Here is a 19,541-nt window from a genome sequence, read left to right on the forward strand (position 1 = left end):
GACTTGAGAAGGGCTGTCCCTAGTACGAGAGGACCGGGACGGACGAACCTCTGGTGTGCCAGTTGTTCTGCCAAGGGCATGGCTGGTTGGCTACGTTCGGAAGGGATAACCGCTGAAAGCATCTAAGCGGGAAGCCTGCTTCGAGATGAGGTCTCCCACAGGGTAGCCTGGTAAGGCCCCCGACTAGATGATCGGGTTGATAGGCCGGAGGTGGAAGTGCGGTGACGCATGGAGCTGACCGGTACTAATAGGCCGAGGGCTTGTCTTCGAAGGTGCTACGCGTCCACTGTGCGGTTCTCGGGTGTACGGCCGGTTCGGCTGGTATATCTGGATAGTGTTTCGGTGGTTTTGGCGAAGGGGAAACGCCCGGTCTCATTCCGAACCCGGAAGCTAAGCTCTTCAGCGCCGATGGTACTGCATGGGGGACTGTGTGGGAGAGTAGGACGCCGCCGGACGTATACGAGTGTGGGGCTGTCTCCCTAGGGAGACAGCCCCACACCCTTTGTCACGCCCTTTTTCGGCATGGTCACCGGGTGGACCCGGTCATCACCGGTCCGGACGTCGTATCGTTGAGGGTTGTGGCATCACCGCACCATCGTGGACCCGGGTGAACGTCGTGGACCCGGGTGAACCCGGACCGACGTACCTACGCAACATCCGAAGCACAGCCGACGATCTCGGGCGCCGTGGTGTCCGCGTCGGAAGCCCGGCGGCCTGAGGGCGCCTCCGGATCACGAGGGACCCGCAGCCGCAACCGCGGTACCTGCGGGATGAAAGGGAAGTTGCCGGTCATGCCGAGGGAAGACAGATCCAGTCAGCGAGGCGGGACGACGCCGTTCACGTCCCCACACCCGCAGCGGCGTGATCGGGACGCTTCAGGTGATCGTGGCACGCCGGCAGAGGGACGTCGCGCCGGGCGCCCGGTGCGTGGCGATGCCCCGGGCGTAAGGCGGGGCGGCGGATCCGAGACCGGCGCGTCGCGCGGACAGGGGGGTCCCTCTCAGGGCGCGCGCCAGGGTGCGCGCGGCGGCGGGCAGGGCGGTGCGCGGGGAGGAACGCGGGGCGGGGCGGGCCAGTTCCGCCGCGGCCCGGAGGGCCAGGGCCGGCCGGACCGCTCCAGGGGTTCGGACTCCAACACCCGGTACGGCAACGCCCGGTACGGCGCATCGCCGCGTGCGGGCGATGCGGGATCCGCCACTTCCTCTTCCTCCTCGGCCGCCTCGTTCGTCGACCGCCGCCCGGGTGGGGCTCGGCGTCCGGAGGGGACGGGGACCGGCGGTGGGCGTGCTCCGGCGGCTGGCGGTGAGCGCTTTTCCCGAGCCGGCGGCCCGCGCGGTGACCGGGGCGCGAGCGGTGACCGGGGCGCGAGCGGAGCCTCCGCCCGCAACCGGGTCGCCGCCGAGGCGGCTTGGCGCGAGCGTCGGGGTCGGCCGGGAGCGGAGGAGACCGGCCGGTCCGGAAGGCCGAGTAGCCGTCCCGACCACGGCAGACCGGGGCGCGACTCCTCGGTATCCCATCGGCCCGGGCAGGCCCGGGCCGGCAGCGACGGCCCGCGGCCCCGGCACGACGGCCCTGAACGGCCGACTCACGGCAGAGTCTGGCGTTCCGATGGCGACCGTCCCGCGGGTACGCGCTCGGCCGGCCCGCGGCCCGGCGGCGATCGAGGCCGGGAGTCCCGGGGGCCCCGGGACACCAGCGGTGGAGGGGACCGCCGCGACGGCGCCGCTCGCGCCGAGCGCCGTGGCCGGCCGTTCACCGAGGCTTCCAGGCCCGGGGGCGGCGGCCCCCGCGGCGGCCCCCGCGGCGGCCGTCCGACCGGGCCTGGCCGGACTGACAGAACCGACCGGGCTGGCCGGACTGATCAGACTGAGCAGGGCAGCCGGCGGGCCCGGGTGCCGGCTCCGCCACTTCCCGACGAGGCCCGCGCGGACCTGCTGGACCACGACGTGCGCCGGTCCCTTCGGGGGCTGCCATCGTCGCTCGCCGACACGATCGCCCGCCATCTCGTCGCGACCGCCCTGCTGCTCGACGACGATCCCGCCCGCGCGCTCGCCCACGCCMGCGCCGCCGCCGATCGGGTGCCGCGCCTGCCTGCGGTGCGCGAGGCGGTCGGTATCGCGGCCTACCATGCGGGGGAGTACGCGACGGCCCTGGTGGAACTTCGGGCCGCTCGTCGGATGGACGGTTCCGCGCACAACCTGCCGCTGATGGCGGACAGCGAACGGGGACTGGGCCGGCCGGAGCGTACCGTCGCCTACCTGCGGGATCCGCAGATCGACCAGCTTGATCCGGCCGCTCGGGCGGAGATGCTCATCGTCGTCTCCGGGGCCCGCCGGGACCTCGGTCAGCCGGAGGCCGCCGTCGTGTTGCTGCGGGATCTGGCCACGGCCAAGACGCCGCCCGCGCCGTGGACCGCCCGCCTCTGGTACGCCTATGCCGAGGCGCTGCTTGCCGCCGGTCGTCCAGAGGAGGCCGCACGCTGGTTCACCTCCACGGCTGCGATCGACGAGGGAGAGACCGACGCCGACGCCCGTGCGTATCTGATCATGACTGGTCGGCCTCTCCCCGAGGAGGACGAGGAGGCTGCCCAGGACGGCGCGGATCTCCTGCTCTCGGATCGGGCCGATCCCGACGCGGACGCCGGGACCGAGGYGAACGTCGATCAGGACATCAMCGGCCATGATCTTACTGATCATGGCACCGGCACCGGCACCGAGGCTGCTCCCGAGGCCGAGGCGACGGAGACCGGGAGGTAGGACCGTTCGGCCGAGGACCACTCCGCCCGGTATCCGTGGGTCCGCGGGGAGACGGACCGTGTGTACGCCGGTCCTACGTACGCCGGTCCTACGTACGCCGGTCCTACGTACGCCGGTCAGTCGTCGAGTGGACGCAGCACGAGTCCGGTGCGCGGCTTCGGGGTGAACAACGTCGACTTGCGCGGCATCCGCTCGCCGGCCTCGGCGACGGCCGTCACACCGGCGATCGGGGTGGGGTTGAGCAGCAGCGCGGTACCTCCCGCCGCAGCCGCCGCGGCGATCGCGGCCGGCGCGTCGTGGTGGTAGTCGACCACGCCCACCGTGTCCGTCAACCCCCAGACGTCCACGATCAACGCAAGATGAGCGACGGTGACGTCGAGTCCACGGAAGGCCGCCGACCGTTCGGGGGGCAGACTACGGGTGAGCAGGTCGGCGTCGGGCTCGGTGAGCAGGTAGGCCGCGGTGCCGTTGGTGACCACGAACGCGTGCCCGCCCTGCCCGGCCTTGGCCAGTTCCTCCACCAGCGCGTCCGGGTCCGCGCCTGCCGGCCCCACGCCACCGGCATCCCCGGCGGCGGTACCACCCTCGCCGGGCCCGGCGAGCTGACGCACGGTGAACACCTCGGCGGCCCGCCGCACCGCCTCGGTGAGCCCGAGACCACGCACTACCCGGTGGATGGCGTGCACCTGGGGCCCCGAGACGGTCGCGTCGACGAGGAAGGCCAGACCGAAGTCCCAGGGGCCCGAACCATCCCCGGCGGCGTGCCGTTCCGCCTGGTACTGGCGGTAGGTGGCGTACCGATGGTGGCCGTCCGCGATCACCGCGCGCCGGGGCAACAGGTCCGCGGCGATGGCGGTGAGGACCGCCGGATCGTCGATGGCCCAGAGCCGGTGCGTCACCCCGTCGTCCGTGGACGTCTCCACCAGCGGCGTCGTGGCGATCACCATCGAGACCACCCGGCTGGTCTCGCCGCCGCCGGCGTAGAGCAGGAAGATCGGTTCCAGGTTCGCGCGGGTCGCGCGGGTCAGCGCCAACCGGTCTGAGACCGGGCCCGCCATGGTGTTCTCGTGCGGGAGGATGATCCCCGCATCCGGATCGGTCAGCGCGACCGCCCCGATCAGCCCGCGCTGGGCGTGGCCGGCCCGCTCCTCCTCGTAGACGTAGACGGAGGCCTTCTCGTCGCGACGCAGCACTCCGCTGTCCAGCCATGCCCGCAGCGTGYGGGCGGCCCCGTCGTAGTCCTCCCCGGGGAGGATGAGCCGGACCACGTTGCGCTCGTCGCGCGCTTGGAGCTCCGCCCGTTCGGCGTCGTCGATGACGTCGTAGGGCGGGGAGGTCAGCGGGGCGAGGTCCGGCCCGGAGGACGGAAATCGTGCGGCCCGGAACGGGGCGAGCACGAGACCCGCCGGAGCGGGAACGGGACGATCGGCGTCAACCATGAGCCGCATCGTAGGGCCCCGAGAGTGCGGACCCGGTGTGACCCGGGAGTGCCCTCGCTGCTGACCGCCCGTGTTCCGGCCGGCCCGACCGGGCGAGAGGAACATTTCACCACCTTCCCGTAGTGCGAGCGTGCCATCGGAGCGGCGGGACGGTGGACAGCGCACACCTGATCGTTATGGGGATCTCGAGGTACGTTGGGCGGCTTTGCGGCGACACTGGAGCTGCGGACCTCGAGGATGTGCCTGGCGCTTGGCGCCCGCGGTGGCGAAGCCGGACGGAGTGATTCCGGATCTGGCGGTGTTCCTCGGGTGAGAGGYGGTGATGCGCATCGAGGGCGCCACGGTGCGGCGGAGTCCGGCGCGTGGCCTGGCGCGTGGCCYGGCGCGTGGCCTGGCGCGAGGTCCGGCGCGTGGCCTGGCGYGAGGTCCGTGYCCGGTGCTCAGGATTGGTGTGGCGAGGAGACAGATGATCGTCCGTGTCGTGGAGGTGAAGATGTCCGAGGAGACCGGCCCTCCGGGGGATGTACCGGACGAGACGCCCGGTGGGCTGCCCGCCCGCAGACGACGTGATAGATCCAGCTCGGTGCCGTCCGATGTGACGTCCTGGGTGGATGACAGTGCGGACCGGTCCCGGCCGGGACCGGCGGGTGAGGTCTACGACTGGTACACCCGGGGGATGGCGCTGCTCGGCCACGGGGACGCCAATGCCGCGGTGCAGCTGCTGGCCCACGCCGTCGCGGCCGAACCYGCCTCACCGAGCGTGCGGGAGGCGCTGGCCCGGGCACAGTTCACCGCCGGTCAGTACGGCGCGGCCCGGGAGACTTTCGCCTGGATCGTGGACCGGCATCCCACCGACGACTACGCCCAGTTCGGCCTCGGGCTGTCCGCCCGCAAGATCGGTGATCTCCGGGCGGCCGTGGAGCATCTGGCGCTGGCCGTGGCGATGCGTCCCGACATCCGACACTACGGTGTCGCGCTGCGTGGCGCCCGCGCGGCGTTGGCTCGAGCATGACCCGGCCGGCCGCCGTGCCCGCGCCGGCGCACGAGACCACGTCAACCAGCCCTCCGTCAGTCAGCCCTTCCGCGGTCTCCTCCGCTTCGTCGTCCTGCGGCTTGTCCGGTTCCTCTGTGTCCTCTGTGTCCTCTGGTTTCTCCGTGTCTTCCGGCGGCTTCCCCGGGCCGTTGCGCGGGACGGACCGGCCGCTGGCCGACCTGTTCGACGTCGCCCTGATGGATCTCGACGGTGTCGTCAACCGTGGGGCCGCCGCCGTGCCACACGCGGCCGGCACCATCGCAGCCGCGGGCCGCCGGGGGATGCGCACGGTGTACGTCACGAACAACGCACTGCGCCCGCCGGCCGAGGTCGCCGCCCGCCTGCGCGGCTTCGGCGTGCCGGCGCAAACCGAGGACGTCGTCACCTCGGCGCAGGCAGCGGCRCACGTCCTGGCCGAACGGCTGGGCACCGGATCCCGGGTGCTCATTACCGGAGGGCGGGGACTTCGACAGGCGGTGATGGAGGAGGGCCTGGTCCCGGTGGACTCGGCCGAGGACGATCCGGCGGCGGTGGTCCAGGGGTTCGACCCGGATCTCACCTATGCCCGCCTCGCCGAGGCGGCCTATGCCATCCGGGCCGGAGCACTGTGGATCGCCAGCAACGCCGATCGCACCGTGCCAACCGAGCGGGGCGTCGCGCCTGGTAACGGATCCGTCATCGCCTTCCTGCGGGCCGCTACGGACCGCGAGCCGGTGGTGACCGGCAAGCCCGAGTCGGCGATGCACCGCGAGTCGATGCGGCGCAGCGGAGCCCGGATACCCCTCATCGTCGGTGACCGGCTCGACACCGACATCGAGGCCGGTCACCGGACGTCGACGCCGACCCTGCTCGTCTTCACCGGGGTGACGACCCCCGGAGACCTGCTCGCAGCTCCCGCTCCGCACCGTCCCGACTTCCTCGCCGCGGACCTGCGCGGGCTGCTCCGGGCGGCGCCACCGGTGGAGGCCGTCCCGGAGCTGGGGAACCACGCCTATCGTTGCGGCGCCTGGAGCAGCCGGGTCGAGGAGGGGACGCTGCACTGGTCGGGTGAAAGCTACGGGCTGGGCGATGACGCGTCGGATGGCGATCGTTCAGGCGGCGGTCATTCCGGTGGGGATGCGTCAGACCGGGATATGTCGGGTGACGACACGTGGAACGGGGACGGCACCGACGGGCTGGACGGGCTGCGGGCCGCCTGCGCCACGGTCTGGTCCGCCCTGGACAGCGGCGTCGCCGTCCACGCGATCGCGGCGCGACGCCCACCGGGTTGCGAGGACCTGATGGCTCCGGCGCCCCGGGCACCGGAGCCCGTGGCGCTCGCCTGAGTCCCGGCGCCTTGGAGCATCGTCGGTGAACAGGCGCATCGTCACAGCAGCGAGCGGACCCGCAGCAGATCCCACACGCTCGCGTCCACCTTCAGCCGCCCACTGGCCCAGGCGGTCATCGCGGGAAGCCTTCCCTCGGCGACCGCCACCAGGTCGTCGCTCTCCAGCGTCAGGGTGATCTGGGCGTCGTCGCGGCTGCCTTCGCCAATGTGCCGCAGGCAGCCGTCGCGCAGCTCCCCGGAGAAGACAGCGCCGAGATCGGGGATACGACAGACGATGACGCGATCCGGGGCGCGCGGGGGACGGCCGTCGGCGGAGAGCCCATCCAGGCGGGCGGCGAGAGCATGGAGCGCGGCCTCGCACTGCGACCTGTCGGCCATCCCGGCCGGTCCTCCTCTCGGCCTGTTCGACCTGCGCCCCTCTCGGCCCGGCGTGCCGGGACACTAGCGTGAGAGTAGGTGTTCCGGTCGGCCTGTTCGACCTGCGCCCCTCTCGGCCCGGCGTGCCGGGACACTAGCGTGAGAGTAGGTGTTCCGGGCGGGACGACCCGCGTGGTGGGCGAGKTTACACCGGTTGCGAGCCGATCTCCGGTGGTCCTGACGGACCCGGGGTGAGGTCCCGGGCCGGCCGAGGGCGGATCCGGCCGGACGAGGAGTGGACAGGACATGAGATTCGTCGCATGACGYACGTCGCCAGGGTCCGTCGCGTCAGCGGCCGTGAGTGCGGGAGGCTGACAACGTGAACACCGAGAATCTGCCTGCCGAGGTTCGCGGCGCCCTCGGCCGGCTGGACATGCTCGACGTCCTACCGACGGCCGCGCATGTCGAGGTCTTCGAGGAGATAAACCGCCGGTTGGCCGGGGCACTGGCGGACCTGGACGGGAGCGCTGACCAGGTCAAGGGTGCTGACCAGGTCAAGGGCGTCGGGGGCGCGGCCGGGCCGGGCGTGCCCGTTCCGGCGCGTTGCGGGGCGCGTCCCACGGGAGGGCCGCGGCCCGGGCCGGGCATGATCCGGCCGGCGCGGTGAGTCGCTCCGGGGTCGCGATGTCCCGCCGGACACGTCTGGACAGCGAACTTGTCCGTCGTGGTCTCGCCCGGTCCCGGGAGCAGGCCGTTGCGGCGATCACCGCGGGTCGGGTGCTGGTCGGCGGCATTCCTGCCACGAAGGCTGCCACGGTGGTCGACGGATCCACCTCCATCGCGGTGACGAAGGGGGACGATCCCGGCTACGCCTCCCGCGGCGCGCACAAACTTCTGGGTGCCTTCGAGGCCTTCGGGGTCCCCGCACCGGGGCCGGAACCGGGGCCGGGTGCCGAAATCCCGCGTTCGACCGGCCCCACGCTGGTCGTGGCCGGTCGTCGGTGCCTGGACGTCGGTGCCTCCACCGGCGGCTTCACCGACGTGCTGCTGCGGTACGGGGCGGGGACCGTCGTGGCCGTGGACGTCGGCTACGGGCAGTTGCTGTGGCGGCTGCGCTGCGACCCCCGGGTCCGCGTGCTCGACCGTACCAACGCCCGGAACCTGACGCCCGCCGAGATCGGTGACCGCGTCGACCTGGTCGTCGGGGACCTGTCGTTCATCTCGCTGGCCCTGGTGCTGCCCGCGCTGCGCGCCTGCGCGGTCCCGGATGCCGATTTCGTGCTGCTGGTGAAGCCCCAGTTCGAGGTCGGCCGGGAGCGGCTCGGGCCCGGCGGGGTGGTGCGTGACACCGCATTGCACGCCGAGGCGGTCCACGACGTGGCGGCGTCCGCGGCCATGCTGGATCTCGGCGTGCGTGGCGTCACGGCGAGTCCGCTGCCCGGCCCGGCGGGCAACGTCGAGTACCTGCTGTGGCTGGCCGCCGGGGCCCCACCGCTCGACGCGGACGTCCTGGCCGGGGCGATCGCCGCCGGCCCCGCGGGACCGGGGCGCCGGGCATGACGCGGGAGATCCTCGTCGTCACCCATCCCCGCCGCTCGGTGGTCCGGGAGAGCGCCCATCGGGTCATCGAGGGCCTGGCCGCCGCCGGGGTGTCGCCGCGGGTGCTGCGGGACGAGGCGGAGATGCTCGACCTGACCGCCGCCAACAGCGTGCCGCACGACGCCGACGCGGCCGTCGGGGTGGAACTGGTGCTGGTCCTCGGCGGCGACGGCAGCCTGCTGCGCGGCGCGGAGCTGGCCCGCACCGCTGACGCCCCGCTGCTGGGCGTGAACCTCGGGCATGTCGGGTTCCTCGCCGAGGCCGAACCCGACGCGCTGGAATCCACCATCGAGCACGTCGTCCGCAAGGACTACACGGTCGAGGAACGCATGACGGTAGACGTCACGGTCCGGCGGCGTGGCGAGGTCACCTATACCGGCTGGGCGCTCAACGAGATGTCCCTGGAGAAGGCCGAGCGCGCTCGGATGCTGGAATGCGTGTTGGAGATTGACGGGCGTCCGCTGTCCCGGTGGGGCTGCGACGGGGTGATCTGTTCGACGCCCACCGGATCCACCGCCTACGCCTTCTCGGTCGGTGGTCCGGTKATGTGRCCGGGCGTCGAGGCCCTGCTGGTCGCCCCGATCAGCGCGCACGCGCTGTTCGCCCGGCCGCTCGTGCTGGCGCCGACCTCCGCGGTCGCCGTGGAGATCCTGCCGCCGGTGCCCGCGGTCCTCTACTGTGACGGCCGGCGGTCCGTCGAGGTGCCCCCCGAGTCGCGGGTCGAGGTGGTCCGCGGCCGCCGACCGGTGCGGCTCGCCGTGGTGCACCCGCTGCCGTTCACTGATCGTCTTGTTGCCAAGTTCGGCCTTCCGGTGGAAGGTTGGCGGGGACGCAACCAGCGTGCCTCCCCCGCGTAGCGGCTTCGCTGCGACGCGGGGACCCCTGGCCCTGGGCGCCGTTCGGGGTTTCCGTCAGCTCGCCTTCGGCGAGCTTCCTGGGGTGATTGTCGGGGGGCTTCGCCGCGACGCGGGGACCCCTGGCCCTGGGCGCCGTTCGGGGTTTCCGTCAGCTCGCCTTCGGCGAGCTTCCTGGGGTGATTGTCGGGGGGCTTCGCCGCGACGCGGGGACCCCTGGCCCTGGGCGCCGTTCGGGGTTTCCGTCAGCTCGCCTTCGGCGAGCTTCCTGGGGTGATTGTCGGGGGGCTTCGCCGCGACGCGGGGACAGCGATGTCGGATCTTCCGCCTCTGCGATATCGGCCTCCGTCCTGGTGACGCTAGAGTTCGGGGCGTGCTCGAGGAGATTCGCATCCGCGGCCTCGGGGTCATCGACGATGCCGCCCTCGACCTCGCTCCCGGCCTCACCGTGGTGAGTGGCGAGACCGGAGCCGGCAAGACCATGATTGTCCAGGGGCTGGGACTGCTCACCGGCGGGCGGGCGGATTACGGTCTGGTCCGGCCCGGGGTCGATCGCGCCTTTGTCGAGGGTCGGCTCGTCATCGGTGCCGAGTCGGCTGTCGCGGCCCGGGTCCGCGAAGTCGGCGGCGACCTCGACGAGGATCCGGGGGGCGCCGTCCTCGTCGTCGGTCGGACCCTGACCGCGGAGGGCCGGTCCCGGGCGCAGGTCGCGGGCCGCTCGGTTCCGGCGAGTGTCCTCGCCGAGATCGCCGAGGAGCTGATCGCCGTGCACGGCCAGTCCGAGGCGCAGCGCCTGCTCAAGCCGTCCACCCAGCGTGACGCGTTGGACCGGTTCGCCGGTTCCGCCGTCGCCGGGCCGTTGGCCCGCTACGGCGGTGTGTACCGGGAGCTGACCCGGGTCAGTCGGCAGCTCGCCGAGATCACCGACCGGGTGCGTGAACGCGAGCAGGAGGCGGAGCTGCTGCGCATCGGCCTGGACGAGGTGGAACGGATCGCCCCCAGCCCCGGTGAGGACGTCACCCTCGACGCCGAGCTGACCAAGCTGGAGCACGCGGAGACCCTGGTGCGGGCGGCGCGGACCGCGCACGCCGCGCTGATGAGCGATCCGGCCACCGGGTCGGACGAGCCCGGTGCGGTCGATCTGGTGGCCGCGGCCCAGCGGGTCATCGCCGGCGAGTCCGCCCTTGACGCCGAGCTCGCTGCCCTCGGCACGCGGCTCACGGAGGTGGGGATGCTGCTCACCGACGTCGCCGCGGACCTCGCCTCCTACGCGGAGGGCATCGATGCCGACCCGGTGCGCCTCGCCGACGCCCAGGCGCGCAAGGCCGCCCTCACCAGCCTGACCCGGGCGCACGGCACCGGCATTGACGGCGTGCTGGCCTGGGCGGACCAGGCCGGGCGCCGGTTGCTGGAACTCGACGGCGCCGGGGACAGCGTCGAGGCGCTCACCGCCCGGCGGGACAGCCTGACCGCCGAGCTGGCCCGGCTCGCCGAGGAGGTCAGCGAGGCCCGGACCAAGGCGGCGGCCCGGTTCGGTGCGGCGGTCGCCGCCGAGCTCGCCGGGCTCGCGATGCCCCGGGCCCGGGTGGAGGCCGCCGTGTCGCAGCGCGACGATCCAGCCGGTCTGCCGGTCGGCCTGCGGGTCGTCGCGTTCGGACCGTTCGGCGTCGACGACGTGGAGCTGCGGCTGATACCGCATCCCGGGGCGCCGCCGCGGCCGGTCCAGAAAGGCGCGTCGGGCGGTGAGCTGTCCCGGGTCATGCTCGCGATCGAGGTCGTCCTCGCCGCCGCCGACACCGGTTCGACCATGGTCTTCGACGAAGTGGACGCCGGGGTCGGCGGCCGGGCCGCGGTGGAGATCGGCCGGCGCCTCGCCCGCCTCGCCCGCACCCATCAGGTGATCTGTATCACTCATCTGCCGCAGGTCGCCGCCTTCGCGGACCGTCATCTGGTGGTCCACAAGGCCGACGACGGATCGGTCACCCGTAGCGGGATCGTCACGCTCGACGACGCCGGCCGGGTGCGGGAGCTCTCCCGGATGCTCGCCGGCCAGGAGGRGAGCCCGCTGGCCCGTGGGCACGCCGAGGAGCTGCTCGCCGCCGCGGAGGCCGACAAGGCGCTGCCGTAGTGCCACCGCGGTCGGGAGGTCGGACATCCTGCGGTGGTCCAGGCAGTCACCGAAGGTGATAACCGAGGGCCATGACTCACCCTTATGGCAGAGTCCCCGCATTGCGCTGGAGGCGTCGCGCGGGGGAGCTGTTACCGTGAAGTCCCGTGGAGGCGCCGGGGCCGGACYGGCGGCGTAACCACGGGAGCTTCGGGTGGGTCAGGCGCATATCACCAAACACATCTTCGTCACCGGCGGGGTTGCGTCCAGTCTCGGCAAGGGACTGACCGCGTCGAGCCTTGGTCGACTACTCAAGGCTCGTGGACTTCGTGTCACGATGCAGAAGCTCGACCCCTACCTCAACGTGGACCCGGGAACGATGAACCCGTTTCAGCACGGTGAGGTGTTCGTGACCGACGACGGGGCCGAGACCGACCTCGACATCGGCCACTACGAGCGGTTCCTCGACGTCAGCCTCGACGGCAGCGCCAACGTGACGACGGGTCAGGTCTACTCGGCCGTCATCGCCAGGGAACGCCGCGGCGGCTATCTGGGCCAGACCGTCCAGGTCGTCCCGCACATCACCGACGAAATCAAGGACCGGATCCGGCGGCTGGCCGATGACTCCGTCGACGTGGTGATCACTGAGGTCGGCGGGACCGTCGGGGACATCGAATCGCTGCCCTACCTGGAGGCGATCCGTCAGGTACGCCACGAGGTCGGTCGGGACAACGCCCTGACGGTGCACGTGAGCCTGGTCCCCTACCTCGCCCCCTCCGGAGAGTTGAAGACCAAGCCGACCCAGCATTCGGTCGCGGCGTTGCGCAGCATCGGCCTGCAGCCCGACGCCGTGGTCTGCCGGTCCGACCGGCCGCTGCCCGATTCGCTCAAGAAGAAGATCRCGATGATGTGCGACGTCGATGACGAGGCCGTCGTCGGGGCGCCGGACGCGAGTTCCATCTACGACATCCCCCGGGTGCTGCACCGCGAGGGCCTCGACGCCTACGTGGTGCGTCGGCTCGGGCTGTCCTTCCGCGACGTCGACTGGACGGAGTGGGACACGTTGCTGCGGCGGGTGCACCACCCGGCCAACACGGCGACGATCGCGATCGTCGGCAAGTACGTGGATCTCCCCGACGCCTACCTCTCGGTGACCGAGGCCCTGCGCGCCGGCGCCTTCGCCACCGACACCCGGGTGGACCTGCGGTGGGTCACCTCGGACGAGTGCTCTTCCCCGGATGCGACGGCCACCCTGCTCGACGGGATCGACGGGGTCATCGTTCCCGGTGGTTTCGGGGTGCGGGGCATCGAGGGCAAGCTCACCGCGCTGCGGCACGCCCGCGAGAACGGCATTCCGACCCTCGGTATCTGCCTCGGCCTGCAGTGCATGGTCATCGAGGCGGCCCGCAGTCTCGCCGGCCTGGAGGCGGCGAACTCCACCGAGTTCGCCCCCGAGACCCCCCACCCGGTGATCTCCACGATGGCCGACCAGCACGAGGTGGTGGCCGGCACCCGGGACATGGGCGGCACGATGAGACTGGGCCTGTACTCGTGCGTGCTGGCGCCCGGCACGCTCGCCCAGCGTGAATACGGCGCCGCCGAGGTCGCCGAGCGCCACCGGCACCGGTACGAGGTGAACAACGACTATCGGCACCGGCTGGCCGCCGCCGGGCTGGTCTTCTCCGGGACGTCACCGGACGGCCGCCTGGTCGAGGTGGTCGAACTGCCCGCCGATGTGCATCCGTACTACGTCGGCACCCAGGCACATCCGGAGTTCCGGTCCCGGCCGACCCGGGCCCATCCGTTGTTCCGGGGTCTCGTCGCCGCGGCGGTCGCGCATGCGGACCGCCGCCGCGGGATGCTGCCGGTGGACCTGCCGAGCGAGGACGCCCCCACCCCGGAGAACGGCGTCCCGGAGAACGGCGCCGCGCAGACCCGCGGCGTCACGGCTGGTCGATCCGGCGGGAGTATCCGCCGGGGCGCGAGCGCGTCCCGGCCGAGCGTCAGCTCCAACGGCACCGCCGCGCTGGTGTCCCCGTGACGGCGACCCCGCACCGGTACGAGGTCACCGAGAGCACCCTGGCCTACCAGGGGAGGGTCATCTCCGTCCGCCGCGATCAGGTGCGGATGCCGGATGGCGACATCTCGCAGCGTGATGTGGTGGTGCATCCCGGCGCCGTGGGGGTGGTCGCCCTCGACGAGGCCGATCGGGTGGTGATGGTCCATCAGTACCGTCATCCCGTCGGTGGTCCGCTGTGGGAGCTGCCCGCCGGCATTCTCGACGTGCCGGGCGAGCCGGCGTCCTCGGCCGCCGCGCGGGAGCTGGCCGAGGAGGCCGGGCTGCGCGCCGACCGCTACGATCTGCTGGTTGACGTGTGGGCCTCGCCAGGGATGACCGACGAGGCCTACCGCCTCTTCCTGGCCCGCGGGCTGCACGAGATCCCGGCCGCCGAGCGGTACGTGCCGGTGCACGAGGAGGCCGAGATGGGTCTCGCCCGCATCGACTTCACCGACGCCGTCGAACGGGTCCTGCGCGGTGAGATCACCAACGCGATGGCGGTCATCGGGCTGCTGGCCACGGCCCGGGCACGCGCCGAGAACTACGCCGGTCTGCGCCCACCCGACGCACCCTGGCCCGCTCGTCCCGCCCACCGCGGCTGAGCCACCGCCGCGCCGCGGCCCCCGTTTCTCCGCGGTGGCGTCGGTCCCGCGGTGGCGTCAGTCGTTGTGGACCAGCACGCCGGCGGCCTCGTCGACGACGAGGCCCGCCGCGGCGGCGAGGGTCACCGCGGCGATCGGGAACGCCTGCGCGACCCCGGGAACGGTGAACGTGCCATCCCAGGTCACCGCGAGGGTCACCTGGTACCGGCCCGGCCGGGCGTAGCCGTGCGCCACGTAGGCCTCGGGATGATCGCGCGGTGAGATCGCCGGGTCGTAGGGCCGGCCGGGAGCGTCCGGGCCGGTCTCGCCGTCGCCGAACTCCCAGTGATAGTGGGGAACGGCACTGATGGTCGCCACGACCGGCTGGTCGACGTTGAACGTGAACGAGTCGGGCACCGGGGTGTAGAGGATCGTGGCCAGGTTCGCGAAGCTGCGGCCGGACGGCGCAATGACGATGGACGGCTTCGGCAGGAGTCTCTCGCGCAGGTAGTTGGCGAGCGCGGCCTGCACCTGGGCGATCGGCACCGCGCCGGCGGGCAGCAGGTAGTTGAAGCAGCCCGCCACCGCCTGGTCGTACTGGGCCCGCGCCTGCGCGTCCATCGCCGGATCCGGCCCGACCGCGGTCAGCAGGTCACAGACGGCCGCCGGGTCGTCCGGACAGTCCTGGCCGCAGGCCGCGCTCCGCCGGGCCCCCGAGCCGGTCGGGATCCCGACGCGCTCCAGCGCTCCGTCGTGGTAGCGGTACTGGTAGCCGTTGTCCGTGGCCCGAGTGTCACAGGTACCCCACAGCGCGCCGACGCAGGGCACCGGGACGGTGCGTCCGGGCGCCGCGGCGGCGGGCGTCGCGCCGCCGGCGAGGCCGGTCAGGCCGACCAGTAGCAGCGCGCCGACCGCGATCAGCGCCGGGCGCGGGATCGTGCGGCGCCGGGCGGCGGTGGTCGTGCGGGCGGCGGTGGTCGTGCGGGCGGCGGTGGTCGTGCGGGCGGCGGTGGTCGTGCGGGCGGCGGTGGTCGCGTGCGGGCCGGTCGTCCCCGGGCCGGTGGTCATGCCTGGGCCGGGGCGTAGCGCAGGGTCTGGATACGCCAGCCGTGGTCGGTGAGCGACAGCTCGGCCGTGCCGACCCGGGTCGGCACGGCCGGGGCGTCGGAGACCCGCCGGCCCGCCGGGTCCAGCAGCCCCACCGCCCGGGTCCGCACGGTGAAGTCCACCTCGGTGACGAGCCCGACCCGCGGCCGGGCGAGCACGTCGCTCAGCTGATAGGCCGGCCCGTCCGCGCGCAGCCCCCGCTGCTGGAGCGAGCGGGTCACCCCGACGTCGAGGGCGCAGGGCTGGCAGCCACCGAGCGCCGTCGGCGCGATAACCGCGACCCGACCGGCCCGCGCGGCCTCGTTGATCTCGTGAAAGTAGCCCTCGACCGTGCGGGTGGCGGCTGCGGGCGTGTCATCGACCGAACCGGGGGCCGAACCGGAGACGGAAGGGCCGCCGGAGACGGCCGTGCCCCGGTTCTGGGAACCGGGGCGGGCCGGGATCGCGGCCCCGGACGGCTCGTGCTGGTCGCCGCCGCAGCCCGCGCCCGTGAGGATGACGAGCATGGCGATGACGACCCCCAGCCGTGCGGCGTACCGTGACGACCCGTTGCCCGCCCGCACAAGTCGCCAGGATAGCCGCGGAAACGCGGTATGTGGATAGGCACCAACGGAGAACGGGGGGCAGGTCCTACTATCAGTTCGATGATGGGAGTCACCGACGGCGACCGGGTATTCCGGCTGCGCCCCCCCGCGGCCTCGGCATCCGGCGTCGGCGGGTCCTTGGATCATCGTCCGTCGGCACCTCGGCCCGGCCCGGACGACCTGGCTGRGCCGGACGACCTGGCTGGCCCGGACGACCTGGCTGGCCCGGACGACCCGCCCCGGCCTGCGGATCATCGAGCCGGGTCCCAGCTGTCCCAGCTGCGTGGCACGCCTGCCGGCGTCATCGAGCGCTATCTCCACCATCTGGAGGGCGAACGCGGACTCGCGCGCAACTCGGTACTCGCCTACCGTCGCGACCTGCGCCGCTATTGTGATCATCTCTCCGCATGCGGTCTGCCCTCGTTGGACGCGGTCGGTGAGGCGGAGGTTGCCGGATTCGCCGCCGTGCTGCGCACCGGTGACGACACGCACCCGCCGCTTGCCGCGGCGTCGGTCGCGAGGATGCTGGTCGCCGTCCGGTCGCTGCACCGCTTCGCGGCCGACGAGGGTGACGTCCCCGAGGACGTGTCCCGGCCGGTTCGACCGCCGACGCCTCCCCGGCGGCTACCGAAGGCCCTGAGCATCGACCAGGTGGTGGCCGTCCTCGCCGCGGCCGCGGGTGCGCCCCCGCCGGGATCCCCGCCGCCGTCCGGGAGACCGCAGCCGGTGGAACCGGCCGAGGCCGTCCGTCGTCTGCGAGCGACCGCGTTGCTGGAGCTTCTCTACGGCACCGGGGCCCGGATCTCGGAGGCCGTCGGTCTCGACGTCGACGATCTCGATCTGGAGGCCGCCTCCGTGCGCCTGCATGGCAAGGGCGGACGTGACCGGATCGTCCCGCTCGGTCGGTACGCCATCGCCGCGGTGGCCGACTACCTGCGGGTGGGGCGGCCGACGCTGGTCGCCCCCCGCTCGGGGCCCGCGGTCTTCCTGTCCCGCCGCGGTAATCGCCTGTCCCGGCAGAGCGCGTGGTCGGTGCTGCGTACGGCGGCGCTCGCGGCCGGTGTGGAGGGGGTCTCACCCCATGTGCTGCGCCATTCCTTCGCCACCCACCTGCTCGACGGCGGCGCCGACGTCCGGGTGGTGCAGGAGCTGCTGGGACACGCCTCGGTCAGTACCACCCAGATCTACACCCTGGTGACGGTGGACCGGCTTCGCGAGGTGTACGCGGCCTCGCATCCACGCGCCTTGGGCGCGGCCCTGGGCTCGATCGGTCACCACTCCCGGACCTGGGGCCCGCGGACGGACCGGTGCGTGACGGGCCCGTGCATGACGGACCCGTGAGTTTCGCCGGGGCACCGCCCCGGTTCTGAGCGATGGTCGGTGTCCCGGGCGGATGTCCACCCGGGACTGTCCCCGTGAGAACGCGCCAAGTGGCGCGATGCCGTCGCGTGGGGACAGGTGGACCGGCGCGGCACGTGGATGCTCAGGATGGGGTGTACRGCCCCAGGCTGGGCATCCCGTTGGAAGGGGYCGAGGCGGGAACACCGCCGACACCGCCGACCGTCTGCGTGCTGCGCTCGGCCAGGGTTTCGCCCACCTTGCGGGCGATCGCTTCCATCAGGCGCAGTGCCTGCGGCAGCGACAGGTTCAGCACCACTTCGCTGTCGTTTGTCATCGCGAAGCGAACCGACACGTCCGCCATTGCTCGACCTCTCTCGCCTGACTCCGAAGATCTGCTCGATGTGTGTGAAACGGAACGGTACGGCCCATCTGAGACCAATGCGCGCGCGGGGTTCCTGGAAGTACCGGCGGTTTCGCTTTTCGTGTCTACTCGCTCACCAAGTGTCGCGGTCCAAGAGCTGTAGCTGTCAGTCACGTGGGCTGCTCCTCTGCCGGTGGCGACGTGTATGGACCCGGTCGATCCGGATCTCCCCGCGGGGGGYGAGCTCGGAAAAATCGGGCACGTAGCTGTCCCGTTGTCTCTGCATAGTCCCTCATTGCAAGGAGCTGTCCGCAAGGGGGTGTACTTGTCATGCATCGTCATGTCGGAGGGTGAACGGGTTGGTTCCCACCGTTCTGGGAACGCTTTCACGGGTGTCACGCAGCCGGGCGGCCAAAGCCCGGATCGGGCAGGATGGCAGGGTGGCTTCGACTGACCGCGTCCGGCCGGACGTCCCCGCGCTGACCATCGGTATCCTCGGCGGCTCGGGTCCGCAGGGCGGGGGCCTCGGCCTGCGGTTCGCCGCCGCCGGCCATCTCGTACTGATCGGGTCCCGCTCGACCGAACGCGGCCAGCAGGCCGCGGCCGCGCTCGCGCGCCCCGGCCTGCGCATCGAGGGCGCGGGCAACGCCACGGTCGCCGAGCGCGCCGATGTCGTCATCATCGCGGTTCCCTGGGAGGGCCATCGCCAGACCCTGGCCGCCCTGCGGGAGCCATTGGCCGGGAAGATCGTGATCGACTGCGTCAACCCCCTCGGCTTCGACAAGGGGGGTGCCTTCGCGCTCGCGGTGCCCGAGGGCAGCGCCGCGCAGCAGGCGGCCGCCGTCCTGCCGGACAGCACCATCGTGGCGGCCTTCCACCACGTCTCCGCGGTGCTGCTGGCCGATGACGCGGTCACGAAGATCGACACGGACGTCCTGGTCCTCGGCGAYGATCGGGCCGCCACCGATCTGGTGGCCGCGCTCGCCGAGCGCATTCCCGGCATGCGGGGCATCTACGCCGGCGCGTTGCGCAACGCCGGTCAGGTCGAGGCGTTGACCGCGAACCTGATCTCGGTCAATCGCCGGTACAAGTCACACGCCGGCCTGCGGGTCACCGATGTCTGAGCGGCGTCCGGACGGGCTACGTCCGGACGTGGCCCGTTTGGATGTGGCCCGTTTGGATGTGGCCCGTTTGGATGTGGCCGCGGTGGCGAATGGGCGGGAAGGAGAGGCGGGGACGGCCCCCCGGGACGACCTGGGCCACCCGGTGGCGGTTCCGGCGCGGGTGGAACGGATCGTCTCGCTCGTTCCCAGCCTCACCGAGTCGATCGCCGTCACCGCGCCCGGTCTGCTGGTGGGTGCCACCGACTGGTGCAGCCATCCCGCGGGGCTGGCCGTCGCTCGGGTCCGGGGGACGAAGAACCCCGACCTCGACACCATCGTCTCCCTGGCCCCGGACCTGGTCTGCGCGAACGCCGAGGAGAACAGGGAACCCGACCTCGCCGCGCTGCGCCGGGCCGGGTTCGCCGTGTGGGTCACCGCCCCCACCACGGTCGATCAGGCTCTGGTGAGCCTGGACCGGATGCTGCGCCTGGCCTGCGGGTTGGCTCGTCCCGGCTGGCTCGACGTCGCCCGGCAGGCCTGGGCCGTGCCGGCCGCCGGACCGCGACGGCGGGCGTTGGTGCCGATCTGGCGCCGGCCGTGGATGGCGGTCGGCCGGGACACCTTCACCGGCGACGTGCTGCGCCGACTGGGGGTCGACAACGTGCTGGCGGACTCGCCGGACCGCTACCCTCGGATCGATCCCGCGGCCGTCCCGCCCCATGACCTGGTGGTCCTGCCCGACGAGCCGTACCCMTTCAGCCCGTCGGACGGGCCCGAGACCTTCAGCGCGCCCGCGGTCTGCGTGTCCGGCCGCCTGCTGACCTGGTACGGCCCGTCCCTGGTCGATGCGTGGTCCGTGCTCGCGGCGGCGCTGGCCCGGACCGGCGATGGACCGGGGTGACAGCGCCGCCGGCACCGCCGGCCGGGTGACTG

At 72.5% G+C, this 19,541-nt stretch carries 17 protein-coding genes and 2 rRNA genes; 14 read left to right on the forward strand and 5 right to left on the reverse strand.

The features are described 5' to 3' along the window. The 3 genes from CcI156_RS17080 to CcI156_RS17090 form a co-directional block, all read left to right on the forward strand. Nucleotides 1–268: ribosomal RNA gene (locus CcI156_RS17080) — 23S ribosomal RNA — on the forward strand; the annotation flags it as partial. Nucleotides 269–338: 70 nt separating this feature from the next. Then, a 5S ribosomal RNA gene (rrf, locus tag CcI156_RS17085) occupies nucleotides 339–455 on the forward strand. Nucleotides 456–1,892: 1,437 nt separating this feature from the next. Continuing rightward, nucleotides 1,893–2,756: a tetratricopeptide repeat protein gene (locus tag CcI156_RS17090; RefSeq protein WP_254847482.1), complete on the forward strand. Its 864-nt coding sequence runs from the start codon at nucleotides 1,893–1,895 to the stop codon at nucleotides 2,754–2,756. A gap of 116 nt (nucleotides 2,757–2,872) precedes the next feature. On the opposite strand, the gene CcI156_RS17095 is transcribed toward CcI156_RS17090, so the two are convergent. Further along, a complete protein-coding gene (locus CcI156_RS17095) occupies nucleotides 2,873–4,204 on the reverse strand; it encodes a DUF1015 family protein (protein ID WP_076806824.1) in 1,332 nt (443 codons plus the stop codon). Between the two features lie 484 nt (nucleotides 4,205–4,688). Here CcI156_RS17095 and CcI156_RS17100 point away from each other — a divergent pair, with 484 nt between their 5' ends. Further along, nucleotides 4,689–5,207 (forward strand): tetratricopeptide repeat protein, encoded by a 519-nt coding sequence (locus tag CcI156_RS17100; protein ID WP_308726852.1) that lies wholly within the window; start codon nucleotides 4,689–4,691, stop codon nucleotides 5,205–5,207. Then, nucleotides 5,204–6,553: an HAD-IIA family hydrolase gene (locus CcI156_RS17105; RefSeq protein ID WP_023842157.1), complete on the forward strand. Its 1,350-nt coding sequence runs from the start codon at nucleotides 5,204–5,206 to the stop codon at nucleotides 6,551–6,553. The genes CcI156_RS17100 and CcI156_RS17105 overlap by 4 nt, the downstream gene beginning before the upstream one ends. A 41-nt stretch (nucleotides 6,554–6,594) precedes the next feature. Here CcI156_RS17105 and CcI156_RS17110 read toward each other — a convergent pair whose 3' ends face one another. Then, a complete protein-coding gene (locus CcI156_RS17110; protein WP_011437547.1) occupies nucleotides 6,595–6,933 on the reverse strand; it encodes an alkyl sulfatase C-terminal domain-containing protein in 339 nt (112 codons plus the stop codon). 358 nt (nucleotides 6,934–7,291) lie between these two features. On the opposite strand from CcI156_RS17110, the gene CcI156_RS17115 reads away from it, so the two are divergent. The 6 genes from CcI156_RS17115 to CcI156_RS17140 all read left to right on the forward strand — a co-directional run bounded on the left by CcI156_RS17115 (nucleotide 7,292) and on the right by CcI156_RS17140 (nucleotide 14,133). Beyond that, nucleotides 7,292–7,579, forward strand: a complete 288-nt coding sequence (locus CcI156_RS17115) for a hypothetical protein (RefSeq protein WP_011437546.1) — start codon at nucleotides 7,292–7,294, stop codon at nucleotides 7,577–7,579. A 17-nt stretch (nucleotides 7,580–7,596) separates the two neighbouring features. Next, nucleotides 7,597–8,472, forward strand: coding sequence for a TlyA family RNA methyltransferase (locus CcI156_RS17120; RefSeq protein WP_011437545.1), 876 nt, complete (start codon nucleotides 7,597–7,599; stop codon nucleotides 8,470–8,472). Further along, nucleotides 8,469–9,368 (forward strand): NAD kinase, encoded by a 900-nt coding sequence (locus CcI156_RS17125; RefSeq protein WP_076806829.1) that lies wholly within the window; start codon nucleotides 8,469–8,471, stop codon nucleotides 9,366–9,368. Before CcI156_RS17120 ends, CcI156_RS17125 begins: the two co-directional genes overlap by 4 nt. A gap of 370 nt (nucleotides 9,369–9,738) precedes the next feature. Beyond that, complete coding sequence (gene recN, locus CcI156_RS17130; RefSeq protein ID WP_076806832.1) at nucleotides 9,739–11,493, forward strand: DNA repair protein RecN; 1,755 nt, start codon at nucleotides 9,739–9,741, stop codon at nucleotides 11,491–11,493. Between the two features lie 193 nt (nucleotides 11,494–11,686). Continuing rightward, nucleotides 11,687–13,513, forward strand: a complete 1,827-nt coding sequence (locus tag CcI156_RS17135) for a CTP synthase (RefSeq protein ID WP_076806835.1) — start codon at nucleotides 11,687–11,689, stop codon at nucleotides 13,511–13,513. Continuing rightward, complete coding sequence (locus CcI156_RS17140) at nucleotides 13,510–14,133, forward strand: NUDIX domain-containing protein (RefSeq protein WP_011437541.1); 624 nt, start codon at nucleotides 13,510–13,512, stop codon at nucleotides 14,131–14,133. The genes CcI156_RS17135 and CcI156_RS17140 overlap by 4 nt, the downstream gene beginning before the upstream one ends. A gap of 57 nt (nucleotides 14,134–14,190) precedes the next feature. Here CcI156_RS17140 and CcI156_RS17145 read toward each other — a convergent pair whose 3' ends face one another. After that, on the reverse strand, nucleotides 14,191–15,180 hold the full coding sequence (locus tag CcI156_RS17145) for a PKD domain-containing protein (RefSeq protein WP_011437540.1): 990 nt from the start codon (nucleotides 15,178–15,180) through the stop codon (nucleotides 14,191–14,193). Beyond that, nucleotides 15,177–15,782, reverse strand: a complete 606-nt coding sequence (locus CcI156_RS17155; protein WP_023841795.1) for a hypothetical protein — start codon at nucleotides 15,780–15,782, stop codon at nucleotides 15,177–15,179. Before CcI156_RS17155 ends, CcI156_RS17145 begins: the two co-directional genes overlap by 4 nt. Before the next feature lie 84 nt (nucleotides 15,783–15,866). Here CcI156_RS17155 and CcI156_RS17160 point away from each other — a divergent pair, with 84 nt between their 5' ends. Beyond that, a complete protein-coding gene (locus CcI156_RS17160; RefSeq protein ID WP_076806837.1) occupies nucleotides 15,867–17,144 on the forward strand; it encodes a site-specific tyrosine recombinase XerD in 1,278 nt (425 codons plus the stop codon). A gap of 142 nt (nucleotides 17,145–17,286) precedes the next feature. On the opposite strand, the gene CcI156_RS17165 is transcribed toward CcI156_RS17160, so the two are convergent. After that, nucleotides 17,287–17,505, reverse strand: a complete 219-nt coding sequence (locus CcI156_RS17165; RefSeq protein WP_076806839.1) for a hypothetical protein — start codon at nucleotides 17,503–17,505, stop codon at nucleotides 17,287–17,289. 440 nt (nucleotides 17,506–17,945) lie between these two features. Between CcI156_RS17165 and npdG the strand changes: the two genes are divergently transcribed. Both npdG and CcI156_RS17175 read left to right on the forward strand, forming a co-directional pair. Then, on the forward strand, nucleotides 17,946–18,629 hold the full coding sequence (npdG, locus tag CcI156_RS17170) for an NADPH-dependent F420 reductase (protein ID WP_023841798.1): 684 nt from the start codon (nucleotides 17,946–17,948) through the stop codon (nucleotides 18,627–18,629). Next, a complete protein-coding gene (locus tag CcI156_RS17175; protein WP_023841799.1) occupies nucleotides 18,622–19,509 on the forward strand; it encodes a helical backbone metal receptor in 888 nt (295 codons plus the stop codon). Before npdG ends, CcI156_RS17175 begins: the two co-directional genes overlap by 8 nt. Nucleotides 19,510–19,541: the final 32 nt, after the last annotated feature.

The sequence above is a fragment of the Frankia sp. CcI156 genome (assembly GCF_001983015.1).
GTDB lineage: Bacteria > Actinomycetota > Actinomycetes > Frankiales > Frankiaceae > Frankia > Frankia casuarinae.